A 20,306-nucleotide genomic window follows, 5' to 3' on the forward strand; every position below is an offset into this window, starting at 1 on the left:
GGGTTACAAAATCTCCTGGCACCTGTGCGATAATTACCTTTTTATTTTCTCGACCTGTTGCTGACTAAACTTTAGCGGCATAAATGGCGGTTTATTAACCCGAATTCCACAGGGAATCTCCATGAGCATTTTTGATGACGACAATGCGGATCCAGTAGCAACCGCCAAGCCAGGCAAAAAAAACCACAAAAACCCCTTCGCAGACCCGGATGAGCGCCTGGAGCCACTGATGGATGCAGGCAGCGAACTGGACGACGACGAACTGGCTTTTGAGGAAGAAGACTTTGAACCCCTGGATCGCAAACGCAACCGTCATCTGAGCAGTAGCCTGGACAAAATTCGCGACAATGGTCCGGCAGACAATGGTCCAGCAGACAATAGCGCAATAAACAATGGCCCGGCACAAACAGCCGTCAGCGAAAAACCCAGGCTGGATAAAAAACCGGCCAATCGGGAAAAATCCGACTCTCAAGCAGTGCGAAACCCTTTTGCCAGCAGCAGCGAAGCAAGCAAAACACTCTCTGAGGACAACCCGTTTCTGGCACCAGCCAGGCGTGCACAGGCAGACTCTCAAACGCCCTCTGACAACAATCGGCAAGCAGCCGAAAACAAGGCCTTTCCCGGCACAAAACAGGCAAACGTAAAACCCAGGGAAGCCAGCAACAAGGCAATCCCCAGCCAGCCCCGCCATGAAACCCGCCGCGCGGCATCGCCCGTATCACAACAAAAACCAATGCCTCAACAGCCAGTCACAGAGCGATCAGAAGCAAATTACCTGCGCCCCGGCCAGCAAACCTCACCGCAAGTCGAACCCGCTCCGCAGGTTGCACCACCGGAATTTGCCCGTCGCCAGCAAGCTCCTATCGGCGTGAGTAGCCTGACTTTGTGGACCCTGCTGGCCATGGCGGTACTGTTGGCAGCCTGGAGCATGATCCAGCTTTCCGCTGTAAAGGAGCAACTGGCGTCCTTGAACAATGAAGTTAAACAGATGGACAGCCCCGCCATCGATAGCAGCGCTCAGGAGGCGCGCCTGTCCCGTTTGGAAAACAACTATCAAGCGCTGGAAAGCCGTTTACAGCAATCACTCACAACCGGCAATAGCAACCAAAGCGGTGAGATTACGCAACTGCAAAAACAACTCAGCCAGTTACAGCAAAAGGTGCAACAACAGCAAAAGGAACTGCAATCTGCCATTGCCACACTCAAGCAGCAAACCAAAGCTGCACCCCCGGTGGCAGCCAGCAAACCGGTGACCGAAATACCCAAACCCACCGGCTGGGTGATCAACATTGCCTCACTCTCCAACCGCGATAATGCCCTGAATCTGGTGAGCAAAGCCAAGGCACTGGGCACCGATACCAGAGTGGAATCCTACCCTTCCCAGGGGCGTACCCTGTACCGGGTACGAGCCGTTGGCTACAGCAGCCAAGGCGCCGCCGAGCAAGCGGCCCTGCGTTTGCAAAATGGGCTGGGAATGAGTGGGTTGATTGTGCGGAAAATAGACTGATCGCTACGGATTGCGAATGCCCGTCATTCTGAGCGCAGCGAAGAATCCCGTGTTTACTGCAATTTATGAGATCCTTCGCTGCGCTCAGGATGACAAATCGCACGCAGCTAACAATCACTGATTGGCGTAATCCTCAATCGCCTGTTCAAGAACCACCAGCTCCACCCCTGCCTGGGCAAACATTTCCCGGGTTTCCTGGGCGGCGTGGTACATGGATTTGGCCACGACTTTTTGAATACCGCAGCTGATAATCAACATGGCGCACACCCGGCAGGGTTCCATTTTGCAGTACAGGGTACTGCCCGCTAATGGAATACCGTGCTTGGCCGCCTGGCAGATGGCATTCTGCTCTGCATGGATGGTGCGCATGCAGTGCTGGCGAATGGTGCCGTCGTCGTCGATTACCTGCTTCATCAAATGGCCAACGTCATCGCAGTGAGGCAAGCCGGAAGGCGAGCCCACGTAGCCGGTGGCGATAATTTGCCGGTCTTTGACAATAATGCAACCGGAACGACCCCGGTCGCAGGTGGCGCGGGTGGCCACCGTGTCCATCATGGCAATAAAGTAATCGTCCCAGTCTGGTCGCATGGTTGTTCCTCATCCAGTCTCGATCCCTGTCATCCTGAGGGAGCGAAGCGACCGCCAGGATCTCGTAGCTGCAAACTTGTGAGATCCTCACGCCGCTGCGCGGCTCAGGATGACAGTGGGTGTTTCAATTAATTTCAATTTCCGGCACTGCAGCATCTGTTTGTTGCAGTTGCACTATCAATTTACGGGCAATATCGTGATAGATGCCTGCCACCTGCCCATCGGGTTCGGCCACTACCGTGGGGTTGCCACTGTCTGTTTGCTCGCGAATGGCGCGATCCAGTGGCAGCGCCCCCAGCAATTCAGTTTGGTAGTCCCGGGCAATGCGTTCACCACCGCCTTCACCAAAAATATGTTCGATGTGACCGCACTGGCTGCAGGTATGCAGGGCCATATTTTCCACCACTCCGATTACCGGAATGTTAACCTTGCGAAACATCTCGATGCCTTTTTCCGCGTCCAGCAAAGCGATGTCCTGGGGGGTGGTGACAATCACCGCGCCACTCACCGGCACCTTCTGCGCCAGGGTCAACTGGATATCGCCCGTACCCGGTGGCATATCCACAACCAGGCAGTCCAGCTCACCCCAGCGGGTTTGCCCCAACATCTGCTGTAGCGCGCCGCTGGCCATAGGGCCGCGCCATACCGCAGGAGCTTTGTCTTCCAGCAGATAGCCCAGTGACATGGTTTTCAGGCCGTGAGCGTCTATGGGCATAAATGTATTGCCGTCGACCACCTGCGGACGGGCACCCTCAGCGACACCCAGCATCAGTGGCTGGCTGGGGCCGTAGATATCCGCATCCAGAATACCTGCGGCGTGCCCTTGCGCCTGTAACGCCAGAGCCAGATTGACTGCGGTGGTGGATTTGCCCACGCCACCTTTGCCGGATGCCACGGCAATTATGTATCGGACAGCTTTTAAGCCTTCGGGAAAATCACTCATCTTGTGCCTTAGAAATCCTGAAAATCCACCGTAAAAACGGTATAGTTGCGCGTCTTTCACACTGTACAGAGAAGTCACCCAGCAATGTCAGATCGTCGCAAAATCCTGGTCACCAGCGCCCTGCCCTACGCCAACGGTTCCATTCACCTTGGTCATATGATGGAAGCCATCCAGACCGACATCTGGACCCGCTTCCAGCGCTTGCGCGGCCACGAATGTTACTACGTTTGCGCCGACGATGCCCACGGCACGTCCATTATGTTGAAAGCCGAGCAGCTGGGCATTAGCTCCGAGGAGCATATCGCCAACATCCAAAAAGAACACCTGGAGGATTTCGGAGATTTTCAGATCGCTTTTGACAACTACCACTCCACTCACTCGAAAGAAAATCGCGAGCTATCGAACCTGATATACAACCGCCTGCGTGAAAATAACCACATCGCCAAACGGGAAATCAAACAGGCGTTTGACCCGGAAAAGGGCTTATTTCTGGCAGAGCGCTATATCAAAGGCACCTGCCCGAAGTGCAAAACCGAAGACCAGTACGGCGACAACTGCGAAGCCTGCGGTGCCACCTATTCGCCCACCGAATTGATCAACCCGGTATCCGCTATCTCCGGGGCCACACCCATTGAAAAAGAATCCACCCACTACTTTTTCAAACTGCCGGAATTCGAGCAATTTTTAACAGACTGGACTCGCGCCGGGCACCTGCAGGAAGAAGTGGCCAACAAGCTCGGCGAATGGTTGGAATCCGGTTTGCAGGAATGGGATATCAGCCGCGATGCTCCCTACTTCGGCTTTGAAATTCCCGATGCGCCGGGCAAATATTTCTACGTATGGCTGGACGCCCCCATCGGCTATATGGCCAGCTTTAAAGTGCTGTGTGAAAGGCAAAGTCTGAACTTTGACGAGTATTGGGGCAGTGACTCCAGCGCCGAGCTGTATCACTTTATCGGCAAAGACATTATTAACTTCCACGCCCTGTTCTGGCCGGCCATGTTGACCAGCGCCCAGTTCCGCACGCCCACCAAAGTGAACGCCCACGGTTTTGTCACCGTCAACGGCAAAAAAATGTCCAAGTCTCGCGGCACCTTTATCAATGCCCGCACCTGGCTCGACCACCTGCCGCCGGAACCCCTGCGCTACTACTACGCCGCCAAACTCACCAATGGCGTAGACGACCTGGATTTGAACCTGGACGATTTTGTACAACGGGTAAACTCGGACCTGGTGGGCAAAGTGGTGAACATCGCCAGTCGTTGCGCCGGTTTTGTGAAAAAATCCGGCGGCGTTATGGCAGACAGCATCATCGAGCCACAACTGTGGCAGAAATTTGTGGATGCGGAGCCGGTGATCGCCGAGCACTATGAAAACCGCGAGTTCGGCAAAGCCATGCGCGAAATTATGGCGCTGGCGGATGCCGCCAACGAATACATCGCCGCCAAAGAACCCTGGAAACTGGCCAAGCAAGAAGGCAGTGGCGACGAAGTGCTGGGTATCTGCTCGCTGGGTATCAATATGTTCCGCGCCCTGATGCTCTACCTGAAGCCGGTGCTGCCCACCATGGCACAACAGTCCGAAGCCTTCCTCAACGACTCACTTTCCTGGAGCGAAGGTTTACAGCCACTGCTGAGCCACGCCATCAATAAATTCAAACCGCTGATGCAACGCATCGAAAAAGACAAGGTAGACGCCATGGTGGAAGCTGGAAAAGAAGATACAGCCGACCCGACTGACACAGCACCCCAGGATGGACCACTGGCGGACGAGCCACTGGCCACAGAAATCAGCTTTGATGACTTTATCAAAGTGGATTTGCGGGTTGCCAAAATTGTCAAAGCCGACCATGTAGAAGGGGCTGACAAACTGCTGCAACTGACTCTGGATATCGGCGACACCCGCACCCGCAATGTGTTTTCCGGCATTAAGTCCAGCTACAAACCGGAAGACCTGGAAGGTCGCCTGACCGTGATGGTGGCTAACCTGGCACCGCGCAAAATGCGCTTTGGTGTGTCGGAAGGTATGGTGCTGGCGGCTGGCGATGGCAAGGGAATTTATCTACTGACGCCAGATTCTGGTGCGCTGCCGGGGCAACGAGTGACTTAAAGGCACTTGTGAAACACCCGCAATAGGCACTTTCACAGCCACACTGTAAGATTAACTTTACAACTTCAAAAACACCAAAAAGCCCCTGAAACAGTCTTTTCACTAGGCAGACAAAAGCCGGTTTTGAGAAAATCCGCCCTTTCCCCAGCCAATTGAAGAACTAGCCCAGAGGTCAAAAAATGAGCGTACAACTCGCCACCGAAAACCCCCTTGGAACCGACGGTTTTGAATTTGTTGAATACACAGCTCCCACCGCCGAAGGCATTGCCGGGTTAAAAGAGCTGTTAAAACTGCTGGGCTTCTCTGAAGTTGCCAAACACCGCAGCAAGGAAGCCTGGCTCTACAAGCAGGGCGACATCAACTTTATTATCAATGCCCAGCCCTCCTCCCAGGCCGCCGACTTCGCCGAAAAACACGGCCACAGCGTGTGCGGCATGGCATTTCGCGTAAAAGATGCTTCAGTCGCCCACCAATACGCCCTGCAGCAGGGAGCTGAGCTGTTCAAGTCTGACGTTGGCGCCATGGAACTGCACATTCCCGCTGTGTACGGCATCGGCCACAGCACCCTGTACTTTGTTGACCGCTATGGCGACAACGGCGAAATCTATGACGTGGACTTCAAATTCTACGACGGCTGGAAAGACACCGTTGCCGCCAACGAAGGTGGCCTGCTGGACCTGGATCACCTGACCCACAATGTACACACCGGCAACATGGAAACCTGGGCCAGCTTCTACGAAAACATCGGCAACTTCCGCGAAATCCGCTTCTTTGACATCACCGGCAAAAAAACCGGCCTGGTGTCCAAAGCCATGACCGCGCCCTGTGGCAAAATCCGCATTCCGCTGAACGAATCTTCCGACGACAAGTCACAAATCGCCGAATACCTGCGTGAATACAATGGCGAAGGCATTCAGCATATCGCCCTGTCGACTGACAACATCTACCAGACCGTTCGCAACCTGCGCGCCAAAGGCATGGACTTTATGCCCACGCCGGACACCTACTACGAGAAAGTAGACAGCCGCGTGCCAGGCCACAAAGAAAATGTCGACGACATGCGCGAACTGCAAATTCTGATCGACGGCGACCCGGAAACCTCCGGCCTGCTGCTGCAGATTTTCACCCAAACCGTGATCGGCCCGGTATTCTTTGAAATCATCCAGCGCAAAGGCAACGACGGCTTTGGTGAAGGCAACTTCCAGGCACTGTTTGAATCCATCGAAGAAGACCAGATTCGCCGCGGCGTTCTGGACTGATAGGTAGTACACCCCGTCATTGCGAGCGCAGCGAAGCAATCTCATTCGATATAGCAGCAACCTGATGGAGATTGCCGCGTCGCTTTGCTCCTCGCAATGACGGCTTCAAAAAACAACGAAGGAATCCTCGTATGAGCCACCAATACGACGACCTGCAATACCTCTCCGGTTTCGACAACGAACACGAAACCGAAGCTCTGGAAGGCGCCCTGCCCCAGGGCATGTTTTCGCCGCAAAAAGTGGCCTACGGCCTGTACGCGGAAAAATTCACCAGCACCGCATTTACCGCACCGCGCCACCAGAATCGCCGCACCTGGTTTTACCGCATTCGCCCTTCCGTGGCCCAGGGCGATTACCGGCAGATCGATCAAGGCCTGGTGCGCAGTGCCCCCATTACCGAAGTGGTAACACCGCCCACCATGTACCGCTGGAACCCCCTGCCGATTCCCGCAGAGCCCACCGACTTTGTCGATGGCCTGGTAACCATGGCCGCCAACGGCGACCTGGGTGCACAGGCAGGTATTGGCATTCATCACTATCGCATCAATCGCTCCATGGAAGACCGCTTCTTCTACAACGCCGATGGCGAACTGCTGTTTGTGCCGCAAATGGGCGCCCTGGCACTGCATACAGAGTGCGGCATTGTGGCCATCAAAGCCGGTGAAATTGCCGTTATCCCCCGCGGCATCAAATTCCGTGTGGAACTGCTGGATGAACAGGCGCGCGGCTACCTGTGCGAAAACTACGGCGCCCCCATGGTACTGCCCGAACGAGGGCCGGTAGGCTCTGATGGCTACGCCAACGACCGGGATTTCAAATACCCGGTGGCCGCCTACGAAGACCGGGAAGGGGACTTTGAACTGGTGTGCAAATTCGGCGGCAATCTGTTCCGTTGCGACATCAAACACTCCCCTCTGGACGTGGTCGCCTGGGTGGGCAACTCCGCTCCCTATAAGTACGACCTAGAACGCTTTAACGCCATGGGCACCATCAGCTACGACCACCCGGACCCGTCCATCTTTACGGTGTTGTCGTCGCTATCGGACACTCCCGGAGTGGCCAACCTGGACTTTGTTATCTTCCCGCCCCGCTGGATGGTGGGCGAAAACACCTTCCGCCCCCCCTGGTACCACCGCAACGTAATGAGCGAGTACATGGGCCTGATTTATGGCGTGTACGATGCCAAAGAAGAAGGCTTTGTACCCGGCGGCTCCAGCCTGCACAATTGCATGTCGCCCCACGGCCCGGAAGCAGCGGTGTTTGAAAAAGCCAGCAACTGCGAACTGGTGCCGGAAAAGCAAGAGGCTACAATGGCCTTTATGTTTGAATCCCGCTACGTGATTCAGCCCACTAAATACGCGCTGGAATGTGAGCAGCGGCAACAGGATTACCTGGATTGCTGGAACGGGCTGAACAAGCATTTTGACGGCAACCCCTAACTGACAACATGTCATCCTGAGCGCAGCGAAGGATCTCGTAGCTAGACCCAACACTGAGATTCTTCGCTGCGCTCAGAATGACAACAATCGAGAGTACATAATGACTAACCTGCTCAATGAAACCCACGACCCTTCCCACACCAGCTGGGTCACATCTGCCCAGGGCAGCGACTTTCCCATCCAAAACCTGCCATTTGCGGTATTCCGCCGCGCCGACAGCGACGAAGAGTTTCGCGGTGGTGTTGCCATCGGCGATCAAGTGATCGATATGCAGGCCCTGGCGGACGCCGACATTCTCGATGACTACGCTCAGGAAACCTGCGAAGCCGCCGCGCTGCCCATGCTGAATATATTGATGGGCATGGGCAAAGACGCCAACTCTGCCCTGCGCCTGGCCCTGTCCCGCGCCCTGCGCACCGGCTCCGAACAACAGGCCCAGATAGAACCGTGTCTTGTCCCCATGGCCGAGGTGGAATACGACCTGCCCTGCGTGATTGGTGACTACACCGACTTCTACACCTCCATTCACCACGCCACCGCCGTGGGCAGCCTGTTCCGCCCGGACAACCCGCTGCTGCCCAACTACAAGTGGGTACCCATCGGCTACCACGGTCGCGCTTCAACTGTTGACGTATCCGGCCAGAGCTTTCCGCGCCCGGTGGGTCAAACCAAAGCGCCGGACGCCGCAGAACCCAGCTTTGGGCCCTGCAAGCGCATGGACTACGAACTGGAAATGGGCATTTACATCGGTGAAGGCAACGCCCTGGGCGAACGCGTAGACATTGAAAATGCCGAAGACCACGTATTCGGCCTGTGCCTGTTCAACGACTGGTCTGCCCGCGACCTGCAAGCCTGGGAATACCAACCCCTGGGCCCATTCCTGGCGAAAAACTTTGCCTCCACCGTATCCCCATGGATCATCACCACCGAGGCACTGGCACCCTTCCGCAGCGCCTTTACCCGCCCGGAAGAAGACCCGCAACCGCTGCCCTACCTGACCAGCGATTTCAATAACACAAGCGGCGGCATGGACATTCAACTGGAATGCCTGATCGAAACCGAGCAAATGCGCAACACCGGTGACGCCCCGGCCAAATTGAGCGAATCCAGTTTTAAACACAGCTACTGGACCGTGGCCCAAATGGTGGCCCACCACACCGTGAATGGCTGCGCCATGCAACCCGGCGATCTGCTCGGCTCCGGCACCCAATCCGGCCCCGAGCACGAAGAAGCGGGCTCCCTGCTGGAACTGAGCCGCGGCGGTAAAGAAGCCATTACCCTGCCCAATGGCGAACAGCGCACCTTCCTCAACGACGGCGACAGCGTGATAATGCGCGGCTACTGTGAGCGCGATGGCGCGGTGCGTATTGGTTTTGGCGAAGTGGTTGGCACAGTCTTGCCTGCCAATTTGTAGTTGCCTTGGTCGCACGTCTGACGTCGCACCTCGCACGCTAAATCCAACGAGCCTTGTTTAAAGAACGTCATTCCCGCGAAAGCGGGAATCCATCTGGCTACTTCGTCAGATGCATGGATCCCCGCCTTCGCGGGGATGACGAAGTGCTTGGTCTTAGCGTGCAACGTCCGACATGCGACGTGCGGCCTGTTGTTAAGAATAGTTTTGTCACCGATACAGCTGTACTGTCTTAGTGGCACCCAAACAACAGGACACAAAATGAAACTCTACGGCTACTGGCGCTCCTCCGCCGCTTACCGCTGCCGCATCGCCCTCAACCTGAAAGACGTGGACTACGAGCAAGAGTCTGTACACCTGGTGAAAGATGGCGGTCAGCAATTCAGTGATGACTACACCGCCATAAATGCGGCGCAACTGGTACCGACTCTGGTGGATGGTGACCTGGTGCTAAACCAGTCCATGGCCATTCTCGATTACATCGAGCACAAATTTCCCCAGCCTTCCCTGCTTCCTACAGATGCCGCCGCGCGTGCCCAGGTGCTCGCCCTGGCCAACGACATCGCCTGCGATATTCACCCCATCTGCAACCTGCGCGTGCTGAAACAGATCACCGGCGAACTGGGTGCCAGCGACGAACACAAAGTACAGTGGATTCACCACTGGATAAACAAAGGCTTTGCGGCACTGGAAACCCAGACAAATAAATATGGCAGCAACGGCAAATTTTTATTTGGCGAACAGGTAACACTGGCGGATGTAGTGCTGATTCCGCAGATTTACAACGCCTTGCGGTTTAAGGTGGACATGGAACAACACCCCACCCTGAAATCCATTTGGCAGCACTGCAATACACTTGAAGCATTTAAAAAAGCGCTGCCGGAAAATCAGTCAGATGCGGATTAATTAGATTGCCTGGTATTTAAGTAACTGGTCGCTGTGGTAGCGACCAGCATGCAACTAAAGAAAATTAACGTTGATTTAAAGTACAGCAAGAAAAAATCAAAATCCGAAAAGATATATTTAACCAACTCCCAGCCTTTGAGCTGACGCCTGGGCACCGAGATTATATCTACTATCGGCGTCCTTGAATTTATCTGCTTCAATTTATCCAGCTGATTTTGGTCTTCAACAACTATCGGAATATCGGCAGGAGTTGTGAACACGGCTGTCGTAAATAAAGAAGCTACAATAGCAAGACAAAAGCTAACCCAAATACACCTTAAAAAAACCTTCACTGTCATTATTTTTCCAGAATCAAGCATAACCCGTCATCGCGAGCGCAGCGCGGCGATCTCCATCTACAAAGTACCAAAGCCACGAGATTGCCGCGGTCGCTACGCTCCCTCGCAATGACGGAGTGTTTGTTTCAACCACTCCCCTATATCCAAAATCTCCGGCAGGCTGACATTGTGTTCAATGGGGTAAGTTTTGTAATCCACCAAATAGCCTTTATCCCGCAATAACTGATTGGCTTTTTGCCCCAACATCTCCGGCACTACCGGGTCGCGAGTGCCATGCATTATTTGGATAGGCAAATTCTTATTGGCTTCGGAAAACTCAATACTATCGGCAGTGGCAAAATAAGTAGACAGCGCCAGTAGTCCACCCAGAGGCCTGCTATGACGTAAGGCCAATTCGTAAGCCACTGCTCCGCCCTGGGAGAAGCCCGCCAGAATAATGCGGCGGCTGTCGATGCCTTGCTCTATCTGCTGCTCCACCAGCTTTTCCACCGCATCCGCTGAGGCGCGTAGCTGTACATCATCCACTTTGCGATCGATATTCATTTCCAGAATATCGTACCAGGCGGGCATCACGTAGCCGCCGTTTATGGTGACGGGCATTTGCGGCGCGTGGGGAAAAATAAAACGCACCGTGAGATCACTGGGTAACTTTAATTCCGGCACTACCGGTTCAAAGTCGTGGCCGTTAGCTCCCAGGCCATGCAGCCAGATAACAGCGGCGGTTGGGTTGGGGGCAGTTTCAACCTGGATATATTGAAGGTCTTGCACGGGTTTTCCTTTTTGTAATTTGTCATGCTGAGCGTAGCGAAGGATCTCTTGCTTCGAATCAACAAAGAGATTCATCGCTACGCTCAGAATGACTGTCGTAAAGAGCGGCACTTGGATGGCAGGAGATTGCCACGTCGTTGCGCGACTCGCAATGACGAGTTGGCACAAAAAAGGCAGCCCGCAGGCTGCCTTTCCGTCTAACGTCTAACTTCCAACGTCAAACAATTACCAACCGGTAATTTCCTTCAGCCCTTCGCCAATATCCGCCAGACTGCGAACGGTTTTTACACCGGCATCCTGCAGAGCGGCGAATTTCTCGTCGGCGGTGCCTTTACCACCGGAGATAATGGCACCGGCGTGGCCCATGCGTTTTCCGGGAGGTGCGGTTACACCGGCGATGTAGGAAACCACTGGCTTGCTGACGTTCGCTTTGATGTACGCCGCCGCTTCTTCCTCAGCGGTGCCGCCGATTTCGCCAATCATCACGATGGCTTCGGTGGCAGGGTCTTTTTCAAACATTTCCAGAACGTCGATAAAGTTGGAGCCGGGAATCGGGTCACCGCCAATACCCACACAGGTGGACTGGCCAAAACCGAAGTCGGTGGTTTGCTTGACCGCTTCGTAGGTCAAGGTGCCGGAGCGAGACACGATACCCACTTTACCGGGCTGATGAATGTGGCCGGGCATAATGCCGATTTTGCACTCGCCGGGAGTGATGACACCGGGGCAGTTGGGGCCGATTAAACGAGCGCCCAGTTCGTCGCACTTCACTTTCGCTTCCAGCATGTCCAAGGTGGGAATGCCTTCGGTGATGCAGACGATCAGTTTGATACCGGCATTGGCCGCTTCCAGAATGGAGTCTTTACAGAACGGCGCCGGTACGTAGATTACCGAGGCGTCAGCGCCAGTGGCGTTTACCGCTTCGGCAACGGTATTGAATACCGGCAGGCCCAGGTGTTGTTGACCGCCTTTGCCCGGGGTAACGCCGCCCACCATATTTGTGCCGTATTCAATGGCCTGTTCGGAGTGGAAGGTACCCTGCGCACCGGTAAAGCCCTGGCAGATCACTTTGGTGTTTTTGTCGATCAAAATACTCATGTTACTTGTCCCCCGCCGCAGCTTTTACTGCTTGCTGTGCCGCGTCCGTCAGACTGGTGGCGGCAATAATGTTCAAACCACTTTCTGCCAGCACCTTGGCACCCAGTTCGGCGTTGTTGCCTTCCAGACGAACCACTACGGGTACTTTTACGCCCACTTCTTCCACCGCGCCAATCACGCCTTCGGCAATCAGGTCGCAGCGCACGATGCCGCCGAAGATGTTGATCAGCACCGCTTCCACACTGTCGTCGGAAAGGATGATTTTAAAGGCTTCGATCACCCGCTCTTTGGTAGCGCCGCCACCCACGTCGAGGAAGTTGGCCGGTTGTCCGCCGTGCAGTTTGACAATGTCCATGGTACCCATGGCCAGGCCAGCACCGTTCACCATGCAGCCAATGTTGCCGTCCAGAGCCACGTAGTTGAGGTCCCACTGAGCGGCGTGGGCTTCGCGAGCATCTTCCTGTGAAGGGTCGTGCATCTCTTTGATGGCTTTCTGGCGATACAGGGCGTTGGAGTCGATCACCACCTTGGCATCCAGGCAGTGCAGATTGCCTTCGTCGGTGATCACCAGCGGGTTGATCTCCAGCAGCGCCAGGTCTTTTTCCTGGAACATTTGCGCCAGCCCCAGGAATATCTGGGTAAATTGCTTCACTTGCACCCCTTCCAGGCCCAAGCGGAACGCCAGGTCGCGGCCCTGGTAAGGCTGTGCGCCTACCAGCGGGTCGATTTCTGCCTTGAGAATTTTCTCAGGGGTTTCTTCCGCCACCTTCTCAATCTCAACACCACCTTCGGTAGAAGCCATGAAAACGATGCGGCGAGTGGAGCGGTCGACCACTGCACCCAGGTACAGTTCGTTGGCAATATCGGTGCAGGTTTCCACCAGAATGCGGCTGACCGGCTGGCCATTGGCATCGGTCTGGTAGGTCACCAGGTTTTTACCCAGCCACTGCTTGGCGAAAGCCTCTACGTCGTCGTAGCTGGACACCAGTTTTACGCCACCGGCTTTGCCGCGACCACCGGCGTGAACCTGGGCTTTAACAACCCAGGTGTCGCCACCAATTTCTTTGGCTGCCGCTACCGCTTCGGAGGCGGTTTCGCAGGCAATGCCAGCGGAAACCGGCAAACCGTATTCGGCGAACAGCTGCTTCCCTTGATATTCGTGTAGGTTCATAACTTCTAATCTCTGGATGGATATTTGTGGTCGCACGCTTCACGTCGCACGTCGCACGCTAAAAGTCACTCGAGCTCTGTCATTCTGAGCGCAGCGAAGAATCTCATAGTTTGCTTGAACTGCGAGACCCTTCGCTGCGCTCAGGATGACAATGTTGCGATGGCTTTAGCGTGCGACGTCAGACGTGCGACGTGCGACCGCGATATTCAGCGTGCACAATCGAATCACACACCGCACTACAATCTTTACTTCCTTTTCTTGCGATTGGGCATGTGAATGGCATGGCCATGCACAGCCAGGGCTGCCTCTTTCACCGCTTCGGAGAAAGTGGGGTGACCGAATACGGTCATGCCGATGTCTTCGGCACTGGAGCCGAATTCCATGGCAATTGCCACCTGTTGCACCAGATCAGAAGCGCTGGGGCCAACGATATGGCAGCCGAGAATACGGTCGGTGTCCGCGTGGGCCACCATTTTCACCATGCCCTCGGCGGCGTCCGCAGCCACCGCGCGGCCAATGGCCACAAACGGGAAGGTGCCCACATTGTAAGGCTCACCGGACTGTTTCACTTCTTCTTCGGTAAGACCGACAGAGGCAATTTCCGGATGGGTGTATATCACATTGGGGATGATGTCATAGTTCATGGCGGTCTTCTGACCGGCGATGCGCTCCGCCACCATAACGCCTTCTTCCGAGCCTTTGTGAGCCAGCATCGGGCCGCGCACCACATCGCCCACCGCCCACACGCCCGGGGCGTTGGTGGCGCAGTAGTCGTCGACAAAAATAAAGCCGCGCTCATCCAGGTTGACGCCGCTGTCCGGGGCCAACAGACCCTCGGTGTAGGGGCGTCGACCCACGCACACAATCAGTTTGTCGAAGGTTTCCTGTTGAGTGCCATCGCCGTTTTCGTAGCTTACGGTTACCTGGCCGTCTTTCACCTCACTACCGGTTACCCGGGCGCCCATGCGAATATCCAGGCCCTGCTTTTTGAAGATTTTCAGGGATTCCTTGGCGATTTGCTTGTCCATCATGGCCAGGAAGTCCGGCAGCGCTTCCAGCACCACCACTTCGGAACCCAACCGGCTCCAGACGCTGCCCAATTCAAGGCCGATAACACCGGCACCGATAATGCCCAGGCGCGTTGGTACTTCCTGCAGTTCCAGGGCGCCGGTGGAGTCAATGATGACCTCATTGTCCACCGAAGCAACGGGGATATTGATGGGCTGAGAGCCGGTGGCAATGATCACATTGTCTGCGTCCAGAACCTGCACACCGCCATCCGGGGCAGTGACCTCAACCTTGTGGCCCGCCAGCAGGCGGCCCGAGCCAAATACAGAAGTCACGCCGTTGGCTTTAAACAGCTGGGTGATACCACCGGCCATTTGAGCAACAATTTTCTCTTTGCGGGCAATCATGGCCGGCACGTCCACGCTCACTTCACCGGTGCCAATGCCGTGGTTTTTGTAGCTGTGGGCTACATCGTGGTATTTGTGAGAGCTGTCCAGCAACGCCTTGGAAGGAATACAACCCACGTTCAAACAGGTGCCGCCGTTTACCTGCTTGCCATCTTTCTGCCACTTTTCCACACAGGCAGTCTTGAGCCCCAACTGTGCAGCGCGAATGGCAGCCACATACCCCGCCGGGCCGGAGCCAATCACAATCACATCGTATTTTTCAGACATTTTTCCTTCCTAATCAAATAGCTACATATGTAACTTAAAGTAAAATACTGCCTTTCATCATTCCCGCGAAGGCGGGAATCCATGGCTTTGCAGCTCTTTTCAAGATGGACCCCTGCGTTCTACGGCTTGCGCCTGCTCAAATCAAAGATTTGTCGCGGGGATGACGGGCCGGTTAAATCTCCAGCAGAATCTTGGCCGGATTCTCAATCATCTCTTTAATCGCCACCAGGAACTGCACCGCTTCTTTGCCGTCGATCAGGCGGTGATCATAAGACAGGGCCAGATACATCATGGGGCGAATCACCACTTCGCCATTCTCTGCCACCGGGCGCTGCTGAATGCTGTGCATTCCCAGGATCGCCGTCTGCGGGGAGTTGAGAATGGGGGTGGATAGCAGCGAACCAAACACGCCGCCATTGGTAATTGTGAATGTACCACCAGTCATTTCTTCAATGGTGAGCTTGCCGTCCCGGGCCTTGCCGCCCAGTTCAGCGATTTTGGCTTCGATATTGGCAATGCTCATCATGTTGGCATCGCGCAGAACCGGCACCACCAGACCGCGTTCGGTGGATACCGCCACACCCACATCCTGATAGCCGTGATAGACAATATCATTGCCGTCGATGGAAGCGTTCACGGAGGGGAAGCGTTTCAGGGCTTCCACCGCGGCGCGTACAAAAAAGCCCATAAAGCCCAGACGGGTGCCGTCGTGGATTTTGGTGAACTGGTCTTTGAACTGGCTGCGCAAGTCCATTACCCGGTGCATGTCCACTTCGTTAAAGGTGGTGAGCATGGCGGTGTTCTGGGTCACATCCAGCAGGCGCTCGGCAATACGGGCGCGCATGCGGTTCATGGGCACACGTTTTTCAATGCGCTCACCGGGCATCACTTCAGGTTCGGCAGCAGCAGCGGGAGCAGCGGCGGCGGCGGGAGCCACCGGCGCAGCTGGTACCTGGTAGGCCACCACGTCTTCCTTGGTAACCAGGCCATTTTTGCCGGTGCCAGCAATCTGCTGCGGGTCGATGCCCCGCTCTTCAGCCAGCTTGCGCGCCGCCGGGCTCACGGTTTTTTCACCAGCGGCAGCCGGTGCCTCAGCCTGGGGAGCCTGTTCAGCTGAAGCGGCTGTCGGCGCGGCGGCGGCACCGGCTTCAATGCGGGCGATAACCTCGTTGCTGAGAACAGTGTCGCCCTCGCCCTTGAGGACTTCCTGAAGCACTCCATCCTGGGGGGCCACCACTTCCAGCACCACTTTGTCGGTTTCGATATCCACCAACAGGTCATCGCGGCTGACCGCCTCGCCCGGCTGTTTGTGCCAGGTGGCAATGGAGCCCTCCTGGACCGATTCGGGGAATGTCGGGGCCTTGATTTCGACTGACATTGACTTGTTCCTTACGGGTTTTAGTTGTTAATTTGCATTCTTACCCAACGGTAAGAGCTGCGTGTACAAAGCGTTGCTGTTCTTCCAGGTGGGTGGACATATAGCCCGCCGCCGGTGCCGCCGAAGCGTCACGGCCCACATAGTCAAGATAAATATCCGGGTAGAACTTGTTCAAAATGCGGCGCATGTGGTGTTGACTGCTGTACCAGGCACCCTGGTTCACCGGCTCCTCCTGACACCAGACAACCGAGGTCAGGTTCTTGAACTGGCTGATTACCGCAGACAATTCCTCGTCCGGGAAAGGATACAGCTGTTCCAGGCGCACCAGGGCCACGTCTTCAGTGCCTTGCTCCATGCGCTCCTCAAGCAGATGGTAGTACACCTTGCCGCTGCACATCACCAGGCGTTTCACCTTTGCCGGGTCTACCTGATTGTCGCCAATCACCGAGTGGAAGCAGCCATTGGCCAAGTCTTCCAGAGATGAGGTGGCCAACTTGTGACGCAGAATCCATTTCGGGCTCATCACCACCAATGGACGGCGCATGGGCCGAATGGCCTGGCGGCGCAGCATGTGGAATACCTGAGCCGGCGTAGTGGGTATGCACACCTGAATATTGTGTTCCGCACAGAGTTGCAGATAGCGCTCCAAACGGGCGGAGGAGTGCTCCGGCCCCTGCCCTTCGTAGCCGTGAGGCAACAGCATGGTGAGCCCGCACAGGCGCCCCCACTTGTGCTCACCACTGGTAATAAACTGGTCGATCACCACCTGGGCGCCGTTGGCAAAGTCACCGAACTGGGCCTCCCAGATGGTCAGGCCATTGGGGTGTGTAGTGGCGTAGCCGTATTCAAAGGCGAGCACCGCTTCTTCCGATAAAAAGGAGTCGTAAATATCAAACCGGGGTTGGTCGTCAGCCAGGTGTTTCAGGGGAATGTACGATTCACCATCCTTCTGGTTGTGCACCACCGCATGACGGTGAGAGAAGGTGCCGCGACCAATGTCCTGGCCGGTCATGCGCACCTGGTAGCCCTGCTCCAACAGGGTCGCGTAAGCCAACAGTTCCGCCATACCCCAGTTGAGCGGCAGCGCACCGCCCGCCATTTTTCGGCGGTCGTCGTAAATCTTGTTCACCTGGCGCTGCACCACAATGCCGTCGGGCACACTGCTGATACGCTTGGCCACATCCTGCAGTTTATGCAGGTCGTAACTGGTATCGCCGGCAACCTGCCAGTCGTGGCCCAGGTAAGGACTCCAGTCGAAATGCATCACTTCTCTGGGTTCAACCACCAGGTTGTGAGTCACGTCTTCGCCGTTATCCAGCGCCGAGCGGTAATCGTTGAGAAGCTGTGCTCCCTGGGCCTCTGAGATAACCCCTTCCGTTACCAGTTGCTCTGCGTACAGGGCACGCGTGGTTTTGTGGCTGCGGATTTTTTTGTACATCAACGGCTGGGTAGCCGAGGGCTCATCGGTTTCGTTGTGACCACGGCGGCGGTAGCACACCAGGTCGAGCACAATGTCTTTCTTGAATTCGTAGCGGTAATCCATGGCCAGCAAAGTGGCAAACATCACCGCATCCGGGTCATCGCCATTCACATGAATAATGGGCGCCTGCACCATCTTGGCGATTTCTGTGGAGTATTCGGTGGAGCGGGCATCTTCTTTGCGACTGGTGGTAAAACCCACCTGATTGTTGAGCACGATGTGGATGGAACCCCCGGTCTTGTAGGCCCGGGTCTGTGACATCTGGAAGGTTTCCATCACCACACCCTGACCGGCAAAAGCGGCATCGCCGTGGATCAAAATGGGCACCACCTGGCGACCTTGCGGGTCGTTGCGGCGATCCATACGGGCGCGGCAGGAACCTTCCACTACCGGCGAGGCAATTTCCAGGTGCGAGGGGTTAAAGGCCAGCGCCAGATGCACTTCGCCACCGGGGGTCAGCACATTGGACGAGAAGCCCTGGTGGTATTTCACATCGCCGGAGGTGTTGACCAGCTTTTTGCCTTCAAACTCCTCGAACAGCTCTGCCGGATTTTTACCCAGCACATTCACCAGCACATTGAGGCGACCGCGGTGGGCCATGCCCAGCACGATTTCCTTGGCACCGTACTCACCGGCGCGACGAATCAGGCCGTCGAGCATGGGAATCAGGCTCTCACCCCCCTCCAGGCCAAAGCGTTTGGTACCGGGGTATTTGGAGTCCAGGTGTTTTTCCAGACCTTCAGCGGCGGTGAGCCGCTGCAAAACATCGATGCGCGCGCTGCTGTCGTAGTTGGGGCGCGAATGTACGCTTTCCACCCGCTGCTGCAGCCAGCGCTTTTCCGACAGGTCGGTGATGTAACCCACTTCCGGGCCAACGCTGCCGCAATAAGTTTCTTCCAGGGACTGAACAATTTCCCGCAGAGTGGCTTCGTCTTTGCCAATAAACAGGGAGCCGGTTTGGAAAGTGGTGTCCAGGTCGGCGTTGTTGAGGCCGTGGAATTGCAAATCCAGATCCGGTGAACCGGGGCGCCGGGCGAGACCCAGAGGGTCCAGCTTTGCCTTGAGATGACCGCGCGAGCGGTAGGCGCTGATCAATTGCAGAACTTTGACCTGCTTGCGCTCGTATTCGATATTGACCCCGCCGGAACCGGGGGCCGGCGTCATGCGCGCCTTGCGCCGCCCCAACAATTCAAAATGCTGTTGAACGGTGGCGTGGGAAGTATCCGGGCCTGCACCATTGACGCGGGGCAAAGAATCAAAAAAGGCGCGCCACTCGCCGGGCACGGCATTGGGGTCGTGCAGGTAATTTTCGTAGAGCGCTTCCACGTAGTCGGCATTGCCACCGGAAAAATGGCTGCTGCGGATAAACTGATCCATGATGCTTTCTGGCATCGTTAGATTTCCCTCAAAACTCTTTAAAAAGTCAGGCGGATTACGCTTTGCTAATCCGCCCTACGTGCGACTTGCCATAATTTTGCAGGGTGGATTAGCGAAGCCTAACCCACCACCCGGAATCAGCCCTTGTTGGACAGCAGCATATGGCGGATATGGCCAATGGCTTTGGTGGGGTTGAGTCCCTTGGGGCACACCGCCACGCAATTCTGGATGGTATGACAGCGGAATACGCTGAAAGGGTCACTTAAATTTTCCAGCCGCTGTGCGGTGGCGGTATCGCGGCTGTCCGCCAGGAAACGGTAAGACTGCAACAGCCCCGCAGGGCCGATAAACTTGTCCGGGTTCCACCAGAACGACGGGCAGGAGGTGGAGCAGCAGGCGCACAAAATACATTCGTACAGGCCGTCCAGTTTCTCGCGATCTTGCGGGGACTGTTTGCGCTCAACACCCTCCACCGGGGTATCGTTCTGCAGGTAGGGTTCCACCTTTTTGTACTGGGCGTAGAACTGGCTCATGTCCACAACCAGGTCGCGAATCACGGGCAGGCCGGGCAGCGGGCGCAGTACCAGCTTGCCTTTGGGGGCCACTTCCGACAGCGGCTTGATGCAGGCCAGGCCGTTTTTGCCGTTCATGTTCATGCCGTCAGAGCCACATACCCCTTCCCGGCAGGAACGGCGATAGGCCAGGCTGCTGTCCTGGGCCTTGAGCAATTCCAATACGTCCAACACCATCAGGTCGCGACCCTTGGTATCCACCTCATAGCTTTTCATATAAGGGGCGCTGTCGGTTTCGGGGTTGTAGCGGTAGATTTCAACTTTCAACATTGTGCTCATC

The 20,306-nt window shown here is 55.8% G+C and carries 16 protein-coding genes; 6 read left to right on the forward strand and 10 right to left on the reverse strand.

Annotated elements, in window-relative coordinates; translation table 11 throughout:
• Window positions 1-121 precede the first annotated feature (121 nt).
• A complete protein-coding gene (locus ACVBEJ_RS05920; protein ID WP_447128689.1) occupies window positions 122-1,507 on the forward strand; it encodes an SPOR domain-containing protein in 1,386 nt (461 codons plus the stop codon).
• 114 nt (window positions 1,508-1,621) lie between these two features.
• Here ACVBEJ_RS05920 and ACVBEJ_RS05925 read toward each other — a convergent pair whose 3' ends face one another.
• Together ACVBEJ_RS05925 and apbC are read right to left on the reverse strand one after the other, a co-directional pair.
• Window positions 1,622-2,095, reverse strand: a complete 474-nt coding sequence (locus tag ACVBEJ_RS05925) for a deoxycytidylate deaminase (protein WP_447128690.1) — start codon at window positions 2,093-2,095, stop codon at window positions 1,622-1,624.
• 124 nt (window positions 2,096-2,219) lie between these two features.
• A complete protein-coding gene (gene apbC, locus ACVBEJ_RS05930; protein WP_447128691.1) occupies window positions 2,220-3,038 on the reverse strand; it encodes an iron-sulfur cluster carrier protein ApbC in 819 nt (272 codons plus the stop codon).
• 84 nt (window positions 3,039-3,122) lie between these two features.
• On the opposite strand from apbC, the gene metG reads away from it, so the two are divergent.
• From metG to maiA, 5 genes are all read left to right on the forward strand, one after another.
• A complete protein-coding gene (gene metG, locus ACVBEJ_RS05935) occupies window positions 3,123-5,147 on the forward strand; it encodes a methionine--tRNA ligase (protein WP_447128692.1) in 2,025 nt (674 codons plus the stop codon).
• A 179-nt stretch (window positions 5,148-5,326) separates the two neighbouring features.
• Entirely contained in the window at window positions 5,327-6,406 is a 1,080-nt protein-coding gene (gene hppD, locus ACVBEJ_RS05940; RefSeq protein WP_447128693.1) for a 4-hydroxyphenylpyruvate dioxygenase, read from the forward strand.
• Between the two features lie 131 nt (window positions 6,407-6,537).
• Entirely contained in the window at window positions 6,538-7,845 is a 1,308-nt protein-coding gene (gene hmgA / locus ACVBEJ_RS05945) for a homogentisate 1,2-dioxygenase (RefSeq protein ID WP_447128694.1), read from the forward strand.
• 100 nt (window positions 7,846-7,945) lie between these two features.
• On the forward strand, window positions 7,946-9,259 hold the full coding sequence (gene fahA, locus ACVBEJ_RS05950) for a fumarylacetoacetase (protein ID WP_447128695.1): 1,314 nt from the start codon (window positions 7,946-7,948) through the stop codon (window positions 9,257-9,259).
• 258 nt (window positions 9,260-9,517) lie between these two features.
• Window positions 9,518-10,162, forward strand: coding sequence for a maleylacetoacetate isomerase (gene maiA, locus ACVBEJ_RS05955; protein WP_447128696.1), 645 nt, complete (start codon window positions 9,518-9,520; stop codon window positions 10,160-10,162).
• Here the strand turns inward: maiA and ACVBEJ_RS05960 are convergent.
• The 8 genes from ACVBEJ_RS05960 to ACVBEJ_RS05995 form a co-directional block, all read right to left on the reverse strand.
• On the reverse strand, window positions 10,159-10,500 hold the full coding sequence (locus tag ACVBEJ_RS05960) for a hypothetical protein (RefSeq protein ID WP_447128697.1): 342 nt from the start codon (window positions 10,498-10,500) through the stop codon (window positions 10,159-10,161). The two genes, maiA and ACVBEJ_RS05960, sit on opposite strands and share 4 nt — an antisense overlap.
• Before the next feature lie 93 nt (window positions 10,501-10,593).
• A complete protein-coding gene (locus tag ACVBEJ_RS05965; protein WP_447128698.1) occupies window positions 10,594-11,268 on the reverse strand; it encodes an alpha/beta hydrolase in 675 nt (224 codons plus the stop codon).
• A gap of 225 nt (window positions 11,269-11,493) precedes the next feature.
• Window positions 11,494-12,366, reverse strand: coding sequence for a succinate--CoA ligase subunit alpha (sucD, locus tag ACVBEJ_RS05970; RefSeq protein ID WP_447128699.1), 873 nt, complete (start codon window positions 12,364-12,366; stop codon window positions 11,494-11,496).
• Between the two features lies 1 nt (window position 12,367).
• On the reverse strand, window positions 12,368-13,537 hold the full coding sequence (gene sucC, locus ACVBEJ_RS05975) for an ADP-forming succinate--CoA ligase subunit beta (protein WP_447128700.1): 1,170 nt from the start codon (window positions 13,535-13,537) through the stop codon (window positions 12,368-12,370).
• Window positions 13,538-13,782: 245 nt separating this feature from the next.
• A complete protein-coding gene (lpdA, locus tag ACVBEJ_RS05980) occupies window positions 13,783-15,219 on the reverse strand; it encodes a dihydrolipoyl dehydrogenase (RefSeq protein WP_447128701.1) in 1,437 nt (478 codons plus the stop codon).
• 172 nt (window positions 15,220-15,391) lie between these two features.
• Window positions 15,392-16,597, reverse strand: coding sequence for a 2-oxoglutarate dehydrogenase complex dihydrolipoyllysine-residue succinyltransferase (gene odhB / locus ACVBEJ_RS05985; RefSeq protein ID WP_447128702.1), 1,206 nt, complete (start codon window positions 16,595-16,597; stop codon window positions 15,392-15,394).
• A 40-nt stretch (window positions 16,598-16,637) separates the two neighbouring features.
• On the reverse strand, window positions 16,638-19,469 hold the full coding sequence (locus ACVBEJ_RS05990) for a 2-oxoglutarate dehydrogenase E1 component (RefSeq protein WP_447128703.1): 2,832 nt from the start codon (window positions 19,467-19,469) through the stop codon (window positions 16,638-16,640).
• 122 nt (window positions 19,470-19,591) lie between these two features.
• The gene (locus tag ACVBEJ_RS05995) at window positions 19,592-20,296 is read right to left on the reverse strand and encodes a succinate dehydrogenase iron-sulfur subunit (RefSeq protein ID WP_447128704.1); all 705 of its coding nucleotides are present in this window, start codon (window positions 20,294-20,296) and stop codon (window positions 19,592-19,594) included.
• Window positions 20,297-20,306 lie beyond the last annotated feature (10 nt).

Source organism: Porticoccus sp. GXU_MW_L64 (assembly GCF_052983295.1).

Excerpts from the sequence above, each read along its gene's own strand:
- ACVBEJ_RS05920 (WP_447128689.1), top strand. The coding sequence starts at position 122 with ATGAGCATTTTTGATGACGACAATGCGGATCCAGTAGCAACCGCCAAG.
- ACVBEJ_RS05925 (WP_447128690.1), bottom strand. The coding sequence starts at position 2,095 with ATGCGACCAGACTGGGACGATTACTTTATTGCCATGATGGACACGGTG.
- apbC (WP_447128691.1), bottom strand. The coding sequence starts at position 3,038 with ATGAGTGATTTTCCCGAAGGCTTAAAAGCTGTCCGATACATAATTGCC.
- metG (WP_447128692.1), top strand. The coding sequence starts at position 3,123 with ATGTCAGATCGTCGCAAAATCCTGGTCACCAGCGCCCTGCCCTACGCC.
- hppD (WP_447128693.1), top strand. The coding sequence starts at position 5,327 with ATGAGCGTACAACTCGCCACCGAAAACCCCCTTGGAACCGACGGTTTT.
- hmgA (WP_447128694.1), top strand. The coding sequence starts at position 6,538 with ATGAGCCACCAATACGACGACCTGCAATACCTCTCCGGTTTCGACAAC.
- fahA (WP_447128695.1), top strand. The coding sequence starts at position 7,946 with ATGACTAACCTGCTCAATGAAACCCACGACCCTTCCCACACCAGCTGG.
- maiA (WP_447128696.1), top strand. The coding sequence starts at position 9,518 with ATGAAACTCTACGGCTACTGGCGCTCCTCCGCCGCTTACCGCTGCCGC.
- ACVBEJ_RS05960 (WP_447128697.1), bottom strand. The coding sequence starts at position 10,500 with ATGACAGTGAAGGTTTTTTTAAGGTGTATTTGGGTTAGCTTTTGTCTT.
- sucD (WP_447128699.1), bottom strand. The coding sequence starts at position 12,366 with ATGAGTATTTTGATCGACAAAAACACCAAAGTGATCTGCCAGGGCTTT.
- sucC (WP_447128700.1), bottom strand. The coding sequence starts at position 13,537 with ATGAACCTACACGAATATCAAGGGAAGCAGCTGTTCGCCGAATACGGT.
- lpdA (WP_447128701.1), bottom strand. The coding sequence starts at position 15,219 with ATGTCTGAAAAATACGATGTGATTGTGATTGGCTCCGGCCCGGCGGGG.
- odhB (WP_447128702.1), bottom strand. The coding sequence starts at position 16,597 with ATGTCAGTCGAAATCAAGGCCCCGACATTCCCCGAATCGGTCCAGGAG.
- ACVBEJ_RS05990 (WP_447128703.1), bottom strand. The coding sequence starts at position 19,469 with ATGCCAGAAAGCATCATGGATCAGTTTATCCGCAGCAGCCATTTTTCC.
- ACVBEJ_RS05995 (WP_447128704.1), bottom strand. The coding sequence starts at position 20,296 with ATGTTGAAAGTTGAAATCTACCGCTACAACCCCGAAACCGACAGCGCC.